Source organism: Pseudomonas sp. 14P5.3.2, assembly GCF_057799175.1.
On record NZ_JBYOKU010000046.1, the window covers coordinates 1 to 17,075 of the forward strand.

At 59.7% G+C, this 17,075-nt stretch carries 12 protein-coding genes; 8 read left to right on the plus strand and 4 right to left on the minus strand.

The window, feature by feature from the left end:
• Positions 1-58: 58 nt before the first annotated feature.
• The gene (locus AC27VU_RS25960; RefSeq protein WP_025113378.1) at positions 59-772 is read right to left on the minus strand and encodes a UTRA domain-containing protein; all 714 of its coding nucleotides are present in this window, start codon (positions 770-772) and stop codon (positions 59-61) included.
• Positions 773-1,124: 352 nt separating this feature from the next.
• Between AC27VU_RS25960 and AC27VU_RS25965 the strand changes: the two genes are divergently transcribed.
• From AC27VU_RS25965 to AC27VU_RS25990, 6 genes are all read left to right on the plus strand, one after another.
• The gene (locus AC27VU_RS25965) at positions 1,125-2,192 is read left to right on the plus strand and encodes an ABC transporter substrate-binding protein (RefSeq protein ID WP_473019154.1); all 1,068 of its coding nucleotides are present in this window, start codon (positions 1,125-1,127) and stop codon (positions 2,190-2,192) included.
• Positions 2,193-2,373: 181 nt separating this feature from the next.
• Positions 2,374-3,180, plus strand: a complete 807-nt coding sequence (locus AC27VU_RS25970; protein WP_488725208.1) for an alkaline phosphatase family protein — start codon at positions 2,374-2,376, stop codon at positions 3,178-3,180.
• A 5-nt stretch (positions 3,181-3,185) separates the two neighbouring features.
• Positions 3,186-4,022, plus strand: coding sequence for an ABC transporter permease (locus AC27VU_RS25975; protein ID WP_163005303.1), 837 nt, complete (start codon positions 3,186-3,188; stop codon positions 4,020-4,022).
• Positions 4,009-4,809: an ABC transporter permease gene (locus tag AC27VU_RS25980; protein ID WP_003223125.1), complete on the plus strand. Its 801-nt coding sequence runs from the start codon at positions 4,009-4,011 to the stop codon at positions 4,807-4,809. The genes AC27VU_RS25975 and AC27VU_RS25980 overlap by 14 nt, the downstream gene beginning before the upstream one ends.
• Positions 4,806-5,795: an ABC transporter ATP-binding protein gene (locus AC27VU_RS25985; protein WP_003223124.1), complete on the plus strand. Its 990-nt coding sequence runs from the start codon at positions 4,806-4,808 to the stop codon at positions 5,793-5,795. The genes AC27VU_RS25980 and AC27VU_RS25985 overlap by 4 nt, the downstream gene beginning before the upstream one ends.
• A gap of 34 nt (positions 5,796-5,829) precedes the next feature.
• On the plus strand, positions 5,830-6,483 hold the full coding sequence (locus AC27VU_RS25990; RefSeq protein WP_488725209.1) for an HAD family hydrolase: 654 nt from the start codon (positions 5,830-5,832) through the stop codon (positions 6,481-6,483).
• Between the two features lie 119 nt (positions 6,484-6,602).
• Here AC27VU_RS25990 and AC27VU_RS25995 read toward each other — a convergent pair whose 3' ends face one another.
• Positions 6,603-7,565 carry a zinc-binding dehydrogenase gene (locus AC27VU_RS25995; protein WP_488725210.1) on the minus strand — a complete coding sequence of 321 codons (963 nt, stop codon included), beginning with the start codon at positions 7,563-7,565 and terminating at the stop codon, positions 6,603-6,605.
• A 138-nt stretch (positions 7,566-7,703) separates the two neighbouring features.
• Here AC27VU_RS25995 and AC27VU_RS26000 point away from each other — a divergent pair, with 138 nt between their 5' ends.
• Together AC27VU_RS26000 and AC27VU_RS26005 are read left to right on the plus strand one after the other, a co-directional pair.
• The gene (locus tag AC27VU_RS26000; RefSeq protein WP_488725211.1) at positions 7,704-9,788 is read left to right on the plus strand and encodes a carboxy terminal-processing peptidase; all 2,085 of its coding nucleotides are present in this window, start codon (positions 7,704-7,706) and stop codon (positions 9,786-9,788) included.
• 133 nt (positions 9,789-9,921) lie between these two features.
• Complete coding sequence (locus tag AC27VU_RS26005) at positions 9,922-11,712, plus strand: bifunctional diguanylate cyclase/phosphodiesterase (protein WP_488725212.1); 1,791 nt, start codon at positions 9,922-9,924, stop codon at positions 11,710-11,712.
• A 79-nt stretch (positions 11,713-11,791) separates the two neighbouring features.
• Here the strand turns inward: AC27VU_RS26005 and AC27VU_RS26010 are convergent, their stop codons facing one another.
• Together AC27VU_RS26010 and AC27VU_RS26015 are read right to left on the minus strand one after the other, a co-directional pair.
• The gene (locus AC27VU_RS26010) at positions 11,792-12,151 is read right to left on the minus strand and encodes a hypothetical protein (RefSeq protein ID WP_488725213.1); all 360 of its coding nucleotides are present in this window, start codon (positions 12,149-12,151) and stop codon (positions 11,792-11,794) included.
• Positions 12,148-16,914, minus strand: coding sequence for an RHS repeat-associated core domain-containing protein (locus AC27VU_RS26015; protein ID WP_488725214.1), 4,767 nt, complete (start codon positions 16,912-16,914; stop codon positions 12,148-12,150). The genes AC27VU_RS26010 and AC27VU_RS26015 overlap by 4 nt, the downstream gene beginning before the upstream one ends.
• Between the last annotated feature and the right edge of the window lie 161 nt (positions 16,915-17,075).

Consider the following 17,075-nt stretch of genomic DNA (forward strand, 5'->3'; position numbering starts at 1 on the left):
CGTAAGGGCGAAACCCTAAGCAGCCGTTACCGCAGCAACGGATATTCACCCAAAACGATCAAACAACATCCACACCAACATGAATCGCATCATGCCGCCAAAACTCCAGATCACAATCAATCAACCGCTCATGCTGATCATAATTGACCCGAGCAATCCGTAACCCCGGACTCCCCACAGAAACACGCAAAGCCGCCGCCGCATCCACCGACAACGACGTCGGCACAATCTCGAACCGCACCCGCCCATAGTGCAAATCGTAATGCCGCGCATACAACTCGGTCATCGACTGATTCAAATCAAACCCCAGAATCCCCGGAAAATACTGCGGGTTCAGATAATGCTCCACATACAACACCAGCCGCCCATCAATCCGCCGCGACCGACAAATCTGAATCACGCTCGACAAAGCAGGTAACTGCAACAACGCACACACCGCCACCGACGCCGGCTGCAAGCGCGCCGAAATCACCTCGGTCGACGGCACCCGCCCCTGCGCACTGACCATCGCGTGAAAATGACTGCGCTGCATCAGGTTGTACGCCAGACGTGGTGGCGAAACGAACCAGCCACGGCGCTCCTCGCGATAAATCTGCCCCTGCGCCTCCAGCTGCAACAACGCCTCACGCACTGTAATGCGCGTAGTGCCGAACAACTCACTGAGCTTGCGCTCGGCCGGCAACTTGCTCCCGGGCGCGAGCAGGCCGTGATCAAGTTGCTCCTGCAACACCTGACCAATCGCTGTCACCGCTTTTGTTGCCTCATCGCGCATCAACGTTACCTATCTGGACTAGACCAGCACTGTTTCGGGGCAAAAACCGTACGGCCTGCAAGCCGTTTCCATGTGTTGCAAGCCTAGGCAGTGCAGATGACCGAGAGATGACAAACCTGCCCGACGGTCGCCCTCATGACTTGCAATACATCGGCCAAGTCCCTTGTCTGCCGGGGCTTTGACCTTGGTCTACGCTTACCGGGCAAGCGCCGAAACCGGGCAAATAAAAGGCCTGCCGGGCGACCGCCGACATCAAAGTGTCATCCAGCCCCCTTAAATTGGCTCAGGTATTGCTGACCTAGACCAACACAAACCGCAATCGCAGCGTTGAACACGACCAAGGAGCTTCGGAATGAAACAGCTTTTCCTGGCAACACTGTTAGGCTCGACCATTGCAATGTGCACCTCCGCCATGGCGGCGGGTACCGATTTGAAAACCCTCGAAGCCGCTGCGAAAGCGGAAGGCGCCGTCAACAGCGTCGGCATGCCCGATGACTGGGCCAACTGGAAAGGCACCTGGGAAGATCTGGCCAAGACCTATGGCCTGAAACACATCGACACCGACATGAGCTCGGCCCAGGAAATCGCCAAGTTCGCCGCCGAGAAAGACAATGCCACCGCCGACATCGGCGACGTCGGTGCCGCCTTCGGCCCGATCGCGGTCAAGCAAGGCGTGGTGCAACCGTACAAGCCAAGCACCTGGGATCAAGTCCCGGACTGGGCCAAGGACAAGGACGGCAACTGGGCACTGGCCTACACCGGCACCATCGCCTTCATCGTCAACAAGAAGCTGCTGCACGGCTCCGAAGTGCCAACCAAATGGGCTGACCTCAAGGGCGGCAAATACAAGGTGTCCATCGGTGACGTGAGCACCGCCGCGCAAGCCGCCAACGGCGTACTCGCCGCGGCCCTGGCCAACGGTGGCGACGAGAAGAACATCCAGCCGGCCCTGCTGCTGTTTGCAGACATCGCCAGGCAAGGTCGCCTGTCGATGGCCAACCCGACCATCGCCACCATGGAAAAAGGCGAGATCGAAGTCGGCGTGGTCTGGGACTTCAACGGCCTGAGCTACAAGGCCAAGATGGCCAACCCGGATGACTACGTGGTGCTGATCCCGTCCGATGGCTCGGTGATTTCCGGCTACACCACCATCATCAACAAATACGCGAAAAATCCGAACGCCGCCAAGTTGACCCGCGAATACATCTTCAGCGACGCCGGCCAGACCAACCTGGCGCGCGGCAACGCCCGTCCGATCCGTGCCGATCACCTGCAACTGCCGGAGGACGTGAAAGCCAAGCTGCTGCCGAACGAGCAGTACAAAAAGGTCACGCCGATCAAGGACGCCGACGCCTGGGAAAAGACCTCCAAGGCCTTGCCGCAGAAGTGGAACGAAGAAGTCATCGTAGAGATGAAGTAATCCTGTAAATCCCCACTGCTGGATCCATTGGAGATCCAAATGTGGGAGCGGGATTGCTCGCGAATGCGGTGGATCAGTCAAGCATCTATTGACTGACACTCCGCCTTCGCGAGCAAGCCCGCTCCCACAGGGGATCCAGGTTGAATCTGAAATTTCCTGTTTTCGCGGAGTTTTTGCCCCTATGAAGCACAACGTCATCCTTGTCGTGCTCGACGGTCTCAACTACGAGGTCGCGCGTCACGCCATGGGGCATCTGCAGGCTTACGTTGGCGCAGGACGCGCTGCGCTCTATCAGTTGGAGTGCGAGTTGCCGGCCCTGTCCCGACCGCTTTACGAATGCATCCTCACCGGTGTGCCGCCGATCGACAGCGGCATCGTCCACAACAACGTTGCACGGCTGTCCAATCAGCACAGCATCTATCACTACGCCCGCGACGCCGGTCTGAAAACCGCCGCAGCGGCCTACCACTGGGTCAGCGAGCTGTACAACCGCTCGCCGTTTGTGGCGGCCCGTGACCGCCATACCGACAATCTGTCGCTGCCGATCCAGCACGGGCACTTCTACTGGAGTGACCACTACCCGGACTCGCACCTGTTCGCCGACGCGGAAAACCTGCGCCTGCGTCATGCGCCGAATTTCCTGCTGATCCACCCGATGAACATCGACGACGCCGGCCACAAGCACGGCCTCGATTCCGCGCAATACCGCAACAGCGCGCGCGCGGCGGACATCATCCTCGCCGACTACCTGCAAGTCTGGCTCGACGCTGGCTATCAGGTGTTGGTGACCGCGGATCACGGCATGAACAACGACCGCTCGCACAACGGCTTGCTACCGGAAGAGCGCCAGGTGCCGCTGTTCGTCCTCGGCGACGCCTTCAGCCTCAATGCTGATGCCGCGCCGAAGCAGACCGAGATCTGCGGCACGGTCTGCGCACTGCTCGGCGTGCCCCATGACAAACCTGTGTGCCGGGAGCTGCTCAAGTGAACGCCATGACTCGCGGCAAATGGCTCGCGGCCCTGTGTCTGGTGCCGTTCGCGCTGTTCTTTATCGTGTTCGAAATCGCCCCGCTGGTCTGGGTGATGATCAACAGCCTGCAATCGGAAGAGTTCGGCTGGGGCTTCGCCAACTTCAGCAAGATCTTCAGCTCGAAGTTCTATTTACAGGCGATCCAGTACAGCCTCGAGATCAGTTTCTGGTCGAGCGTGTTCGGCATCATCATCGCCGTGCTCGGTGCATATTCATTGCGCCGGGTCGACTCGAAACTGCGCAACTTCGTGAATGCCTTCGCCAACATGACCAGCAACTTCGCCGGTGTGCCCCTGGCTTTCGCGTTCATCATCCTGCTCGGTTTCAACGGCAGCATCACCATCATGCTCAAGCAGGCCGGGATAATTCAGGACTTCAACCTGTACTCGAAAACCGGTCTGATCATCCTCTACACCTACTTCCAGATTCCCCTCGGCGTGCTGCTGCTCTACCCGGCCTTCGACGCCTTGCGCGAGGACTGGCGCGAGTCTGCCGCGCTGCTCGGTGCCAACGGCTGGCAGTTCTGGCGGCATATCGGTCTGCCGGTGCTGACCCCGGCGCTGCTCGGTACTTTCGTGATCCTGCTGGCCAACGCCCTCGGCGCCTACGCCACGGTGTACGCCTTGACCACCGGCAACTTCAACGTACTGCCGATCCGCATCGCGGCGATGGTTTCCGGGGACATTTCCCTCGACCCGAATCTGGCCAGTGCCCTGGCCGTGGTGCTGGTGGCGTTGATGACTATCGTCACCGTCGTGCATCAACTGCTGCTGAAGAGGAGCTACCATGTCTCGCGCTGAATCCGGCCCGGCCGGCGTCTACCACCGCGTCGTGGTGTATCTGCTGTTCGCGATCCTGCTGCTGCCGCTGGTGGGCACGCTGATCTACTCGATCGCCAGCAGTTGGTCGGCGACCATCCTGCCCAGCGGCTTCACCTTCAAGTGGTACATCCAGTTGTGGAGCGATCCGCGCTTCCTGCATGCCTTCGGCCAGTCGCTACTGGTGTGCGTCGGCGCGCTGGTGCTGTCGGTGGTGCTGATCCTGCCGCTGCTGTTCGTGGTGCATTACCACTTCCCGAAACTCGATGCGCTGATGAACATCCTGATCCTGCTGCCCTTCGCGGTGCCGCCGGTGGTGTCGTCGGTGGGTCTGTTGCAACTGTACGGTTCCGGGCCGCTGGCGATGGTCGGCACGCCGTGGATTCTGATCGGTTGCTACTTCACCGTGGCGCTACCGTTCATGTACCGGGCGATCACCAACAACCTGCAGGCGATCAACCTGCGCGACCTGATGGACGCCGCGCAACTGCTCGGCGCCAGCACCTTTCAGGCGGCATTTCTGGTGGTGCTGCCGAACCTGCGCAAGGGCCTGATGGTCGCGCTGCTGCTGTCGTTCTCGTTCCTGTTCGGTGAGTTCGTGTTCGCCAACATCCTCGTCGGCACACGCTACGAAACCCTGCAGGTGTATCTGAACAACATGCGCAACAGCAGTGGCCACTTCACCAGTGCGCTGGTGATCTCGTACTTCTTTTTCGTGCTGGTCCTGACCTGGATCGCCAACATCTTGAACAAGGACAAAAGCGAATGAGCTATGTCAGCGTCCAACACCTGCAGAAAAACTACGCGGGCACTACGGTGTTCAGCGACATCAACTGCGAGATCAACAAGGGCGAATTCGTCACCTTGCTCGGCCCCTCCGGTTGCGGAAAGTCCACGCTGCTGCGCTGCATTGCCGGGCTGACGCCGGTGGACGGCGGCAAGATCTTGCTCGATGGCGTCGACATCGTGCCGCTGAGTCCGCAAAAGCGCGGGATCGGCATGGTGTTCCAGAGCTACGCGCTGTTCCCCAACATGACCGTCGAACAGAACGTCGCCTTCGGCCTGCGCATGCAAAAGGTCAATGCCGACGACAGCCACAAACGTGTCGCCGAGGTGTTGAAACTGGTCGAGCTCAACGACTTCGCCAGTCGTTATCCGCATCAGCTTTCCGGCGGTCAGTGCCAGCGCGTTGCCCTCGCCCGCTCGCTGGTCACTCGCCCACGCCTGTTGCTGCTGGATGAACCGCTGTCGGCGCTGGATGCACGAATTCGCAAACACCTGCGCGAGCAGATCCGGCAGATCCAGCGCGAACTCGGCCTGACGACGATTTTCGTCACCCACGACCAGGAAGAAGCGCTGACCATGTCCGACCGGATTTTCCTGATGAACCAAGGGAAGATCGTGCAGAGCGGCGATGCCGAAACCCTCTACACCGCACCAGTGGACATATTCGCCGCAGGCTTCATCGGCAACTACAACTTACTTGACGCCGACAGTGCCTCGAAGCTGTTGCAACGGCCGATTAACCACCGTATCGCAATTCGCCCGGAAGCCATCGAGCTGAGCCTCAATGGCGAGCTCGATGCGCAGATCCGCAGCCACAGCCTGCTCGGCAACGTGATCCGCTACCGCGTCGAAGCGCGCGGCGTGGAACTGGTGGTGGACGTGCTCAACCGCTCGGCGGCGGATCTGCATCCCGACGGTCAGCGTCTGGCGCTTTCCATCGATCCGACGGCCCTGTGTGAGGTAGCCTGATGACTTTGCTGACGTTGAAGAGAGAACTGCACTGATGGCCCTGGCAATTTTTGATCTGGACGAAACCCTGATCCACGGCGACTGCGCCACCCTCTGGAGCGAACAGATGGGGCGCCTGGGCTGGGTCGATCCCGAGTCGTTCATGCGCAAGAACAACGAGCTGATGGACGCCTACAGCCATGGCAAATTGCGCATGGAAGAGTTCATGGCGTTCAGCCTCGAACCGCTGATCGGCCGCACCCCGGAAGAAGTCGACCACCTGGTCGGCCCGTGGGTCGAAGATTTCATCGAACCGATCATCTTCAGCGACGCGACCAAAACCATCGCCGCCCACCGCAAGGCCGGCGACCGGATTCTGGTGATCTCGGCCTCGGGTACACACCTGGTCAAACCGATCGCCGAGCGCCTGGGCATCGACGAGATTCTGGGTATCGAACTTGAAGTCGCGCACGGCGTTTACAGCGGCCAGACCGTCGGCACGCTGACCTACCGCGAAGGCAAGATCACCCGCCTGCTGGAATGGCTGGATGCCGAGGAAGAAAATCTGGAAGGCGCGAGTTTCTACTCCGACTCACGGAACGATTTGCCGTTGCTGCTGAAGGTGGATTTCCCGCATGTGGTAAATCCGGATCCGGTGCTGCTGGAGCATGCCGAAAAAGCAGGCTGGCCGATCCATCTCTGGAAATAAACAAAGGTTTAAATGTGGGAGCGGGCTTGCTCGCGAAGGCGGCGGATCAGTCAAGAATATATCGACTGACACTCCGCTTTCGCGAGCAAGCCCGCTCCCACACAGGTTTTTCAGAGTCCTCAGGTGAGGCTGTCGTCGATCACCAACACCACCTTCCCCGAAACCGTATTACTCGCCAGCTCGGCAAACGCCGCTTCGGCATCCTTCACCGGGAAAGTCTTCGCCAGTTGCGGACGCAACCGCCCTTCGGCAAACAACGGCCACACATGCTGGCTCAGGTCACTTAACAGGTCGGCCTTGAACTGATCGTCACGACTGCGCAACGTCGAACCGAGCAACTGCACGCGCTTGGCCAGCACCTGTGCCAGATCCAGCTTCGCCTCTCGTCCGCCCATCAAACCGATCAGCACCCAGCGCCCGTCCAGCGCCGTCAACTTGAGGTTCAGCGCCGCATAATTGCCGCCGACCGGATCAAGAATCACGTCAAACGGCCCGAGGTCGCGCAGGCTTTCCAGATCATCAGTGCGCACCACCCCGCCCTGGGCCCCCAGCGCCTCGCAGTAGGCCAATCGCTCGGCAGACCCGACGCTGACCCAGCATGGATTGCCGAACGCCTTGCACAGCTGAATGGCGGCTGAACCAATTCCACTTGCACCGGCATGCAGGAGAACCTTTTCACCGGGTTTCAGCGCTGCGAGCTGAAACACGTTCAGCCAGACCGTTGCATAAACCTCGGGTAATGCCGCGGCCTCGATCAACGAAACGCCCTCGGGCACCGGCAGCACGTGCCGTCCGTCGACGACCACCTCTTCAGCCATTCCGCCCCCGGCCAGCAAGGCGCAGACCCGGTCGCCGACTTGCCAGGACGAGCCGGCGCCGACCTCGCTGATCACCCCGGAGCACTCCAGACCGAGCACCTGACTGGCGCCAGGCGGCGGTGGATAAAGCCCGGCTTTCTGTAATAAATCGGCGCGATTGAGGCCGGCAGCCGCCACGCGAATGCGCACTTGTCCTACATCACATGCCGGACTCGGCTCTTCAACCCATGCCACTTGCCCTTCAACGCCTTGCAATGCCTTCACAGTGCCTCCATAGTGAGTCTGGACTGAGCCCGAAGCTGTAGCGCCGGGCTTTTTGCATTATGCGACCGGCTCTCGTAGAACCGGCGACTTCAAAGACGGCCTAATATGCGTTATCAATTGTCCCCGCGTCGAATCAGCATGAAGCATTTGCTCCCCAGCACCGCCCTCGCTCTTTTCATCGGTATCGGTTTGTTGCCGATGTCGGGCAAAACATTCGCAGCCAACAGCTGGGACAACTTGCAGCCTGATCGCGACGAAGTCATCGCCAGCCTCAATGTCGTCGAGTTGCTCAAGCGTCACCACTACAGCAAGCCGCCGCTCGACGATGCGCGCTCGGTGATCATCTACGACAGCTACATCAAGCTGCTGGACCCGTCGCGCAGCTACTTCCTGGCCAGCGACATCGCCGAATTCGACAAGTGGAAGACCCAGTTCGACGACTTCCTCAAAAGCGGCGACCTCAACGCCGGGTTTACCATCTACAAACGCTATCTGGACCGCGTCAAGGCGCGTCTGGACTTCGCCATTGCGGAGCTGAACAAGGGCGTCGACAAGATGGATTTCACCACCAAGGAGACCTTGCTGATCGATCGCAAGGACGCCCCTTGGCTCAAATCCACGGCTGAACTGGACGACCTGTGGCGCAAACGCGTCAAGGACGAAGTGCTGCGGCAGAAGATCGCCGGCAAGGATCCCAAGCAGATCCAGGACACCCTGACCAAGCGCTACAAGAACCAATTGGCGCGCCTCGATCAGACGCGCGCGGAAGACATCTTCCAGGCGTACATCAACACCTTCGCCATGTCCTACGACCCGCACACCAACTATCTGTCGCCGGATAGCGCGGAGAACTTCGACATCAACATGAGCCTGTCCCTCGAGGGCATCGGCGCCGTGTTGCAGAGCGACAACGATCAGGTGAAAGTCGTGCGTCTGGTGCCGGCAGGCCCGGCCGACAAGACCAAGCAGGTTGCACCGGCTGACAAGATCATCGGCGTTGCCCAGGGCAACAAAGAGATGGTCGACGTGGTGGGCTGGCGCCTGGACGAAGTGGTCAAGCTGATCCGCGGCCCGAAAGGCACCGTGGTGCGTCTGGAAGTGATTCCGGCCAGCAATGCGCCGAACGACCAGACCAGCAAGATCGTGCCGATCACTCGCGAATCGGTGAAGCTTGAAGATCAGGCGGTGAAGAAATCGATCCTCAGCCTGAAACAGGATGGCAAGGACTACAAGCTCGGCATCATCGAGATCCCGGCCTTCTACCTCGACTTCAAGGCGTTCCGTGCCGGTGATCCGGACTACAAGAGCACCACCCGTGACGTCAAGAAGCTGCTGACCGAACTGCAGAAAGAGAAAGTCGACGGCGTGGTCATCGACCTGCGCAATAACGGCGGCGGTTCCCTGCAGGAAGCCACCGAGCTGACCAGCCTGTTCATCGACAAGGGCCCGACCGTACTCGTGCGTAATGCCGATGGCCGCGTGGATGTGCTTGAAGATGAAAACCCGGGCGCGTTCTACAAAGGCCCGATGGCGCTGTTGGTCAATCGCCTGTCCGCCTCGGCTTCGGAGATCTTTGCCGGCGCCATGCAGGACTACCATCGCGCACTGATCATCGGTGGCCAGACCTTCGGCAAAGGCACCGTGCAGACCATTCAGCCGCTGAACCACGGCGAACTGAAACTGACCCTGGCCAAGTTCTACCGGGTTTCCGGGCAGAGCACCCAGCATCAGGGCGTGCTGCCAGACATCGATTATCCGTCGATCATCGACACCAAGGAAATCGGCGAAAGCGCCCTGCCGGAAGCCATGCCGTGGGACACCATCAAGGCAGCGATCAAGCCTGCGGTCGATCCGTTCAAGCCGTACCTGGCGCAGCTCAAGTCCGAGCATGAGGCACGTAGCGCCAAAGATGCCGAGTTCGTGTTCATTCGCGACAAGCTGGCCCTGGCGCAGAAGCTGATGGAAGAAAAAACCGTCAGCCTCAACGAAGCCGAGCGCCGTGCCCAGCACGCGGACATCGATGCCAAGCAACTGGCGATGGAAAACATCCGTCGCAAAGCCAAAGGCGAAGAACCGCTGAAAGAGCTGAAGAAGGAAGACGACGACGCCCTCGCGGCAGCCGAGCCGGACAAGGTCAAACCAGAGGACGACGCCTACCTGGCCGAAACCGGGCGCGTGCTGCTGGATTATCTGAAACTGAGTAATCAGGTGGCCAAAAAGTAAGATGATGGCAATTTAGTGTTGACGCTCCTCGGAGCGTCATCAAACAGTCATCATTCTGTCGTGAAATAAAGGACTGGGAGCGTCTCTTCAAGCAAGAGCGCTCCCGGTCCTTTTTTTATCGCCAGAGATAGCCATGACCACGACCGAACAGCTGAGTGCCTTGAGCTCGATCCTGACTCAAAGCGGTTTGCACAGTCTGTTCCAGCCGATCATTTGTCTTTCCGAACGTCGTATTCTCGGTTACGAAGCCCTCACCCGTGGCCCGTCCAACAGCCCTTTGCACTCGCCTATCGCGTTGTTCGCCGTGGCCCGTCAGGCCGGGCGTTTAAGTGAACTGGAAATTGCCTGCCGCCAGTCTGCCTGCCGTCGTTTCAACGAGCAGCAATTGCCGGGCAAGTTGTTCCTCAACGTTTCACCGGAATCCCTGCTTGAAGCCGCGCACCAACCGGGGCGGACCCTGCAACTGCTGCAGGACTTCGGCATTCCACCAAGCCAGGTGGTGATCGAACTCACCGAACAGACGCCGATCGACGATTTCCAGTTGCTGCAAACCGCGCTGCATCACTATCGGGCGATGGGCTTTTCGATTGCACTGGATGACTTGGGTGCCGGCTATTCGAGTTTGCGTCTATGGTCGGAGCTGCGCCCGGATTACGTGAAGATCGACCGCCACTTCATCGACGGCATCCATCAGGACGCATTGAAACGCGAGTTTGTCGGCTCGATCCTGCAAATCGCCAAGGCGTCACGGGCACAGGTGATTGCCGAGGGGATCGAGTTGCCAGAGGAACTGGCGGTGCTGACCGAGATGGGCGTCGATCTGGTGCAGGGTTACCTGCTCGCTCGCCCACAGGAGCATCCACCCCGCGATGCCCGGGCCCTGATGCCCAAACACGACAGCAGCGCCGTGGCGCTGAACGACGAGGGCAGCGACCTCAGCGCCCTGCTCAACGACCAACCGGCGGTGCATCGCGACACACCGACCGCTACCGTACTGGAAGCCTTCCGCCGCCAGGCCAATCTGAACTCACTGGCGGTGCTCGATGAACAGGGCCAGCCGTGCGGCATCGTCCATCGCCATTCGCTGTCCGACGCCTTGCTCAAGCCGTTTGCCACCGACCTATTCGCCCGCAAGCCGATCAGCCGCCTGATGAACGACGACTTCCTCGCCGTGGAGATGAGCCAGTCGCTGCAACAGGTCAGCCGCCTGATCACCAGCCGCGCCCGGCAACGCATCGAAGAAGATTTCATCATCACCCTCAACGGCGGATATCTCGGCCTCGGTCGGGTGATCGACGTGCTCAAGCTGATCACCGAACTGAAAATCCAACAGGCCCGCTACGCCAATCCACTGACCCTGCTGCCCGGCAACGTGCCGATCCAGCAATGCCTGACCCGCCTGCTGCAACAAGGCCGCGAATCGATCATCTGCTACGTCGACATCGACAGCTTCAAACCCTTCAACGACATCTACGGCTACGGCCGTGGCGACGAAGTCCTGCTGTGCCTGGCGCAATGCCTCAACGAACGCGTCGACCCATCCCGCGACTTCGTCGGCCATATCGGCGGTGACGACTTCCTGCTGGTGCTCGGCCCGGAAGACTGGCGCAAACGCCTCAACCAGTTGCTCGACGACTTCCAAAGCCAATGCCGCCGCTTCTATCGCCCGGAACATCTTGAGGCCGGCTGCTTCATCGCGCCGAATCGTCAGGGGATGCGGCAGGAGTTTCCGTTGCTCTCGTTATCGATCGGCGTCGTCCACCTGCATCCCACGGCTTGCGCAGAACTGGATGCTAGTCAGCTAGCGGAAATGGCCTCACAGGCCAAGCATCACGCAAAGAATGTTCCGGGGTATAGCGTGCATGTGATTGATAGTCTTGCTGCTGCCGCCCCTCATCAACCGCAACTGATCGGCCAACGCTGATTCCATAGACGACACAGATCCCTGTGGGAGCGGGCTTGCTCGCGAAGGGGGCATTTGAATTAGCCCAACTGTTTCGGCCTTAACCCATATCTGAATCATCGGCGTGATACTTCAATAAACAACTCAACAAAACCTGCATAAACTGACGCTGGTCCTCTACGTCGTCATCAAAATAAGTAGTTATTCTTGTAAATACCTCATCAAAGCTATCACCGGCTTCCAAATAGTACTTCAGTGTGTCGATACACCACTCTCGTTCCTCAACGCTATAAAAAACAAACTCAGGCTTCATAAGAATATCAAATAGCTCAGCAAGCTCTTTCTTGTCATTGACATTCTTCGAGACGATGATTTTTTCACGAGCGTCATCATGAGTATTTTCTATATCAAATAGAAAAAGCAGACCACGCAAAACAAAATATTCAGGCTTACGTTTCAATTCACAAACTCCGTATAAGAGGTTATCGGCTCAGCTGCTCTATTGAGAACTACTACAGCATGTGTTTGCTGTCCATAAACGACTCCTCCCCTTTTGTACCCCTCGCCAACAACCTTACCCATATTCATAGGTTCTTTAGACGCGATTTGACCGTTCCGTCTGAAAATAAGCTGTGCACGATGTATTGCGTTAAGTTGATCTCGATAACTAAAAAAGTGAGTAGCCGCACTGGGTATTTTTGGCTGCCCTGCTCGCCTCCCATTGGTATAAACCTCGATAATTCCAGTTGTTGGATTTCTTCCCGTCAGTGAGCGTTCCTGCTGAGAAGCTAGTGTGGTCTGTTTGCCATGTTTCTCTAAGAAGTGTGCGTCTTGTGTGGCTCTCTCCATTTCATCCAGACGCCGATGAGCATTTTCTTCTGCCACCTCATCAAGCCTCGCCCGCCGCTCCTGCGCTGTCATCTTCGGCAGTGGAGGCGCTCCTTCTTCGACGACTGCACGACCCGCCTCGTACCGCATCGGACGGCGCGGTGTCGGCGGAGGACAGGTGCAGCTCAACCCCAACGGATCCACCCACCCCGTCGGATTCGGCACGTACCGGTACTGATTCAACCCACCCGCCAACTTGATGGGATCCGGCGTCAAATACCGCCCCAACCTCGGGTCGTAATACCGATGCCGGTTGTAATGCAGCCCACTTTCCGCGTCGAAATACTGCCCCTGAAACCGCAGCGGCTGGTCTAGGTAGTCCTCGCCGGCGAGGGTGATCGCCGCGACTTTGCCGTAGGCGTCGTACTGCGCCGACCAGACGATTTCGCCGCTGTAGTCGGTGAGTTCTTGCGGGGTGCCGAGGTGGTCGAGTTGGTAGTAGAACGGGCAGGCGCGTTTCGGGCCTTTGCCGTCGAGCAGCGCCAGCGGGCGGAAGGTGCCGGGTTCGTAGACGTAGCTGCGGTGGTGGGTTTTGCTGCTCTCGGCGACGAGGTGGTCGCCTTGCCAGAAGAACTCAGTGCTCTGCCCACCGACGGTCTTGCGGATGCGTCGGCCGAAGGCGTCGTATTGATAGGTCGCGGTTTGGCCGTCGGGGCGGGTCAGGCTGATCAGGCGGTGTTGGCAGTCGTAGCGGTACTCGGTAACGAGTTGCTGGTCGCGGCCACGACGCTCGCGGATCAGGTTGCCAAAGGCGTCGTAGTCGTAGTGTCGGTCGCCTTGCATCAGCAGGCGGTTGCCCTTGATCCGGGTGGGACCGGGGCGGTCCTGCATCAGCAGGTTGCCAGCGGGGTCGTGGGCGAAGGACTCGGGCAGTTCGTCACGCGAGTGACGCACGCGGATCAAGCGATCGAGGGTGTCGTAGGCGTAGGTGCGCTGGCCGTGACGGCTGTCGGCAATGTGCTCCAGATTGCCGTTGGCGCTGTAGGCATAGTCGCGGCGATACAGCGAGTCGTGCTGATGGCCTACAGCGTGGGCCAACAAACGGCCCTGATCGTCGTAGGCATAGTCGCTGAGCAGCAGGCCTTGCTGGCGTTGTTGTTCGCGACCGCACTGGTAGACGTGACTGGTCAGCAGTGCGCCATTGAGATCGATGGCGGTCAGCGCACCGCCCTTGGCGTAGTGATAATCGAGCTTGCTGTTGTCCGGCAGACGCTGGCGCTTGAGCTGGCCGCAGGCGTCATAGGCATACCGCAAAGTGCCCCAGCCCTGATGCTCGGTGATCAGCCGGTCTTGCAGATCGTATGCGAAGGCCAGTGGATGTTTCAGGCCGTCATCAACACCGATCAACCGCCCCAGGCGATCGTAACGGTAAGCCACCTGAACCCCGTCGGGCAGAGTCTTGAGCAGCAGACGCCCGGCCGCATCACGCTGGTAAGCGGTGACCAGCGTTGAGCCGTCATCGCCGAACTCGGTCTTCTCCAGCAGGTGCCCATTACGATCGTAGGCGTAGGCGGTGCGCCGGCCGTCGAAGCCGGTTTCCTGTCGGATCAATCCGCTCGGCGTGTAGTCCAGTCGATACTTTTCCCCGGACTCGTTCTCGATTTCCGTGAGCAGCAGTTGCGCATGGTCGTAGCGGTACTGCACCCGCGTGCCGTCGGGATTGATCTTGCGCGAGACCAGGTGCAGGTCATCGTCATACTCGTAGCGGGTGATGCGCCCGAGTTCGTCGCGCTCGGCGGTGATCTGGCCATAAGCGCCGTAGCTGTAGGCGCGGGTGGCACCTGTAGGAAAGGTCGTCTGAACCAGTCGGCCAGCCGCATCCCACTGCTGACGGGTAATCGCGCCGTGTTCGTCGCTAGAGGTCGTCCGCCGTCCCAGCGCATCGTAGGAAAAACGCCGCACACCGGCATCGGGCAGGGTTTCTTCGATCAGTTGGCCGAGGTCGTTCCAGACAAAAATGTGCCGACTGGTGTCCGGATAGCGGATCGACAGCAACTGCCCGCGAACGTTGTAGTAGTAATGGGTGACCTGGCCGTCGGGATCGACCGCTTCGGTGACATCCCCTTCAGCGTTGCGCCGGAATGTCCACACCGCCTCACCGCGAGAACGGCTGTGCAGGAAACCGTTGCGGTACTCGTAGGACGTTGGCTCGTCTTCCGGCGGAAGCAGCGCGATCAGCCGTCCGACGTCGTCGTAGCGGTATTCGGTGATCGCACCGAGCGCGTCCTGCTCGGCGATCAGCCGACCCTGATCGTCATAGGCCTTGAGGTGCTCACCGCCATCGGCCTCGACCTTGCGCACCAGCCGTGCGCTGTCATCGTGGACGTAAACCTCTTCGGTGCCATCGACGTAATGCACCGCGACACGGCCGTCGTCGTCCCAGACATACCGCGTGTCCATCTGCGAGAACGACGCCCAGTGCCGCACGCAGCGCGCCGCTTTGCCGGCACGCTCCCACTCCCAGAAAAAGCTTGCGCCGCCGGTCAGTTGCCGCTGCAGGATGACGTGCTGATCGTCGTAGTCGTAACGCTCGCTGTCACCGACGGCGTTGGTCGCGGCCAACAAACGCTGACGGGCGTCGTAGCAATAACTGACCAACGTTTGCTCGGTGCGCCAGCCATCGCCCCCAAGCACCTGGTAATCCACCGCTAACAGATGCGCCTGGTCGTAGCGCAAAAACAGCGAGCGACCTGCGCCGTTATCCAGGCGCTGCACACGGTCGGAATAATCGCGCTGTACGGTCAGACGATTGCCATACGCATCACTGACCGCCGTCAGCCGCCCAGCCCGAAAGTGATAAAACCGCGCCGTTTCCCCCGCCAGCGCGAGGATCAGTTCCTCCGGCTCATTCCCGAGAAAAATCGCCGCCCGCGACAGGCTGTTGTGAATCTGCGGCCGTTCAACGCTGGGCAACGGAAACCGCGTGCGGCGGTTCTCGTGATCGACCCAGACCACCACATCGCCATCAAACTCCAGCCGATGCGCCAGCGAATGACTCCAGCCAAACCCCAGCCCGACATCGATCTCCACCGCGCTGGTGCGGTACAACCGGGTGAACTCGAACGGCAGCAAACCATCGAGCGTGCCATCGCTCAGGGTCAGGAGTTCTTCGCCGGTGACCATCGACACCGGACAGCCGTTGGTGCAGGTCAGCGGCGCGCAATCGGCGCTGTCGCCGTTGGGGTTTTTCGCTTGATCGGGAGCGTTATCGTGGTGCTCGTTTTTCTTCAGGGCGGCATTGCGCTTCGCATCCCAGCGCAATTGCATGCGCCCCTTTTTCACGCCGGCGGCAATACCCCGCGCGGCAACGGTTTTGTACTGGTCGACGTAATGGATGAACGTGTTGACGATGCCGAAAATCGCCTTGACCAGGCGCTTTACAACCGACAGCAACTGGGCCGCGCGATCCGCCAGGCGCAGGGTCAGATAAGCGATCCCTGCGCCAGCCCCGACGAATGTCAACACAACGCCGATCAGCACATCGATCAGCACCTGCACGATCATCATCGACGCCGTTTCAGCGGTTTTGCCGGCGATCTGGCTGGGCGGCAGCATCTCGAACCAGAGGCTCGCCGCACGCAACAGCAAACACAGCGCCGCTTCATCACTGACCAGCAACTGCAGTTTCTGCATGACATCCGGAGCTGATTCTGCGAGATGGATCAGATCAGCCGCGCCGCTTCCCAGGCGCTCGGCAAATGCGCCTGGATCCTTGAGAATGTCCGACAGCATCCCGATGCTGTCCCACACCCCCTCGATCGCCGCCCAACTCCCGGCGAGCATGCCGTTGCTCGCGGCTGTCGCCAGCGACTGCGACCACTGCGGCTTGAACCCCTGCCACTCGCTGCGCAGCCAGCCATCCAGCTCACCGGTCAAGCCATCGTAGGACTTGAACAGCGCCTTGATCTGCTCCGGGGTAACGTCGCTGTGCACCTGCACGCGATAGAACTTGCCTGGCGTACCGGTGAAGGTGCCCCGGCCTTGCGCATCCAGTGCCACGGGCGAGGTTTTTCCATCATCCACCGCCACCACATCCACCACGATGTCGCCCAGCGGAATGTCGTACACCGACTCGAACTTGCTCTCGATCGCCAGCACTCCGCTCTTCGGGCACTGCACGACGCTGGTGGAAAACTCACTGTCGCCAGTGCTGACGGCAGTGACGCGATCGCCGAAGCGAATGATCCGCTCCATGCCCATCAGCGACGGCAGGTCGGCCGCGTGGCTGACCTGGTCGGCCGCGCGACTCAACCAATGCTCAAGTTGTTGGCGATAGAGGTCGAGGGTGTCGGGGAAGCTGTCGAGTTCCTGCTCGATGCGGCTGACGGCGTCCATCAGCGCACACGACGATGCGGGGTGGAATGAAAAACCGGGTCAAACATGAGCGTTCCCTCGCGCAGAAATTAGGCGCGGGGACTTTGCGGGGGATCAGCCAGGAAAGAAGTCAGGCGAGTAGGCGTTTGCTGTAGGACTAATCTGTAAAAAACCAGTTACTA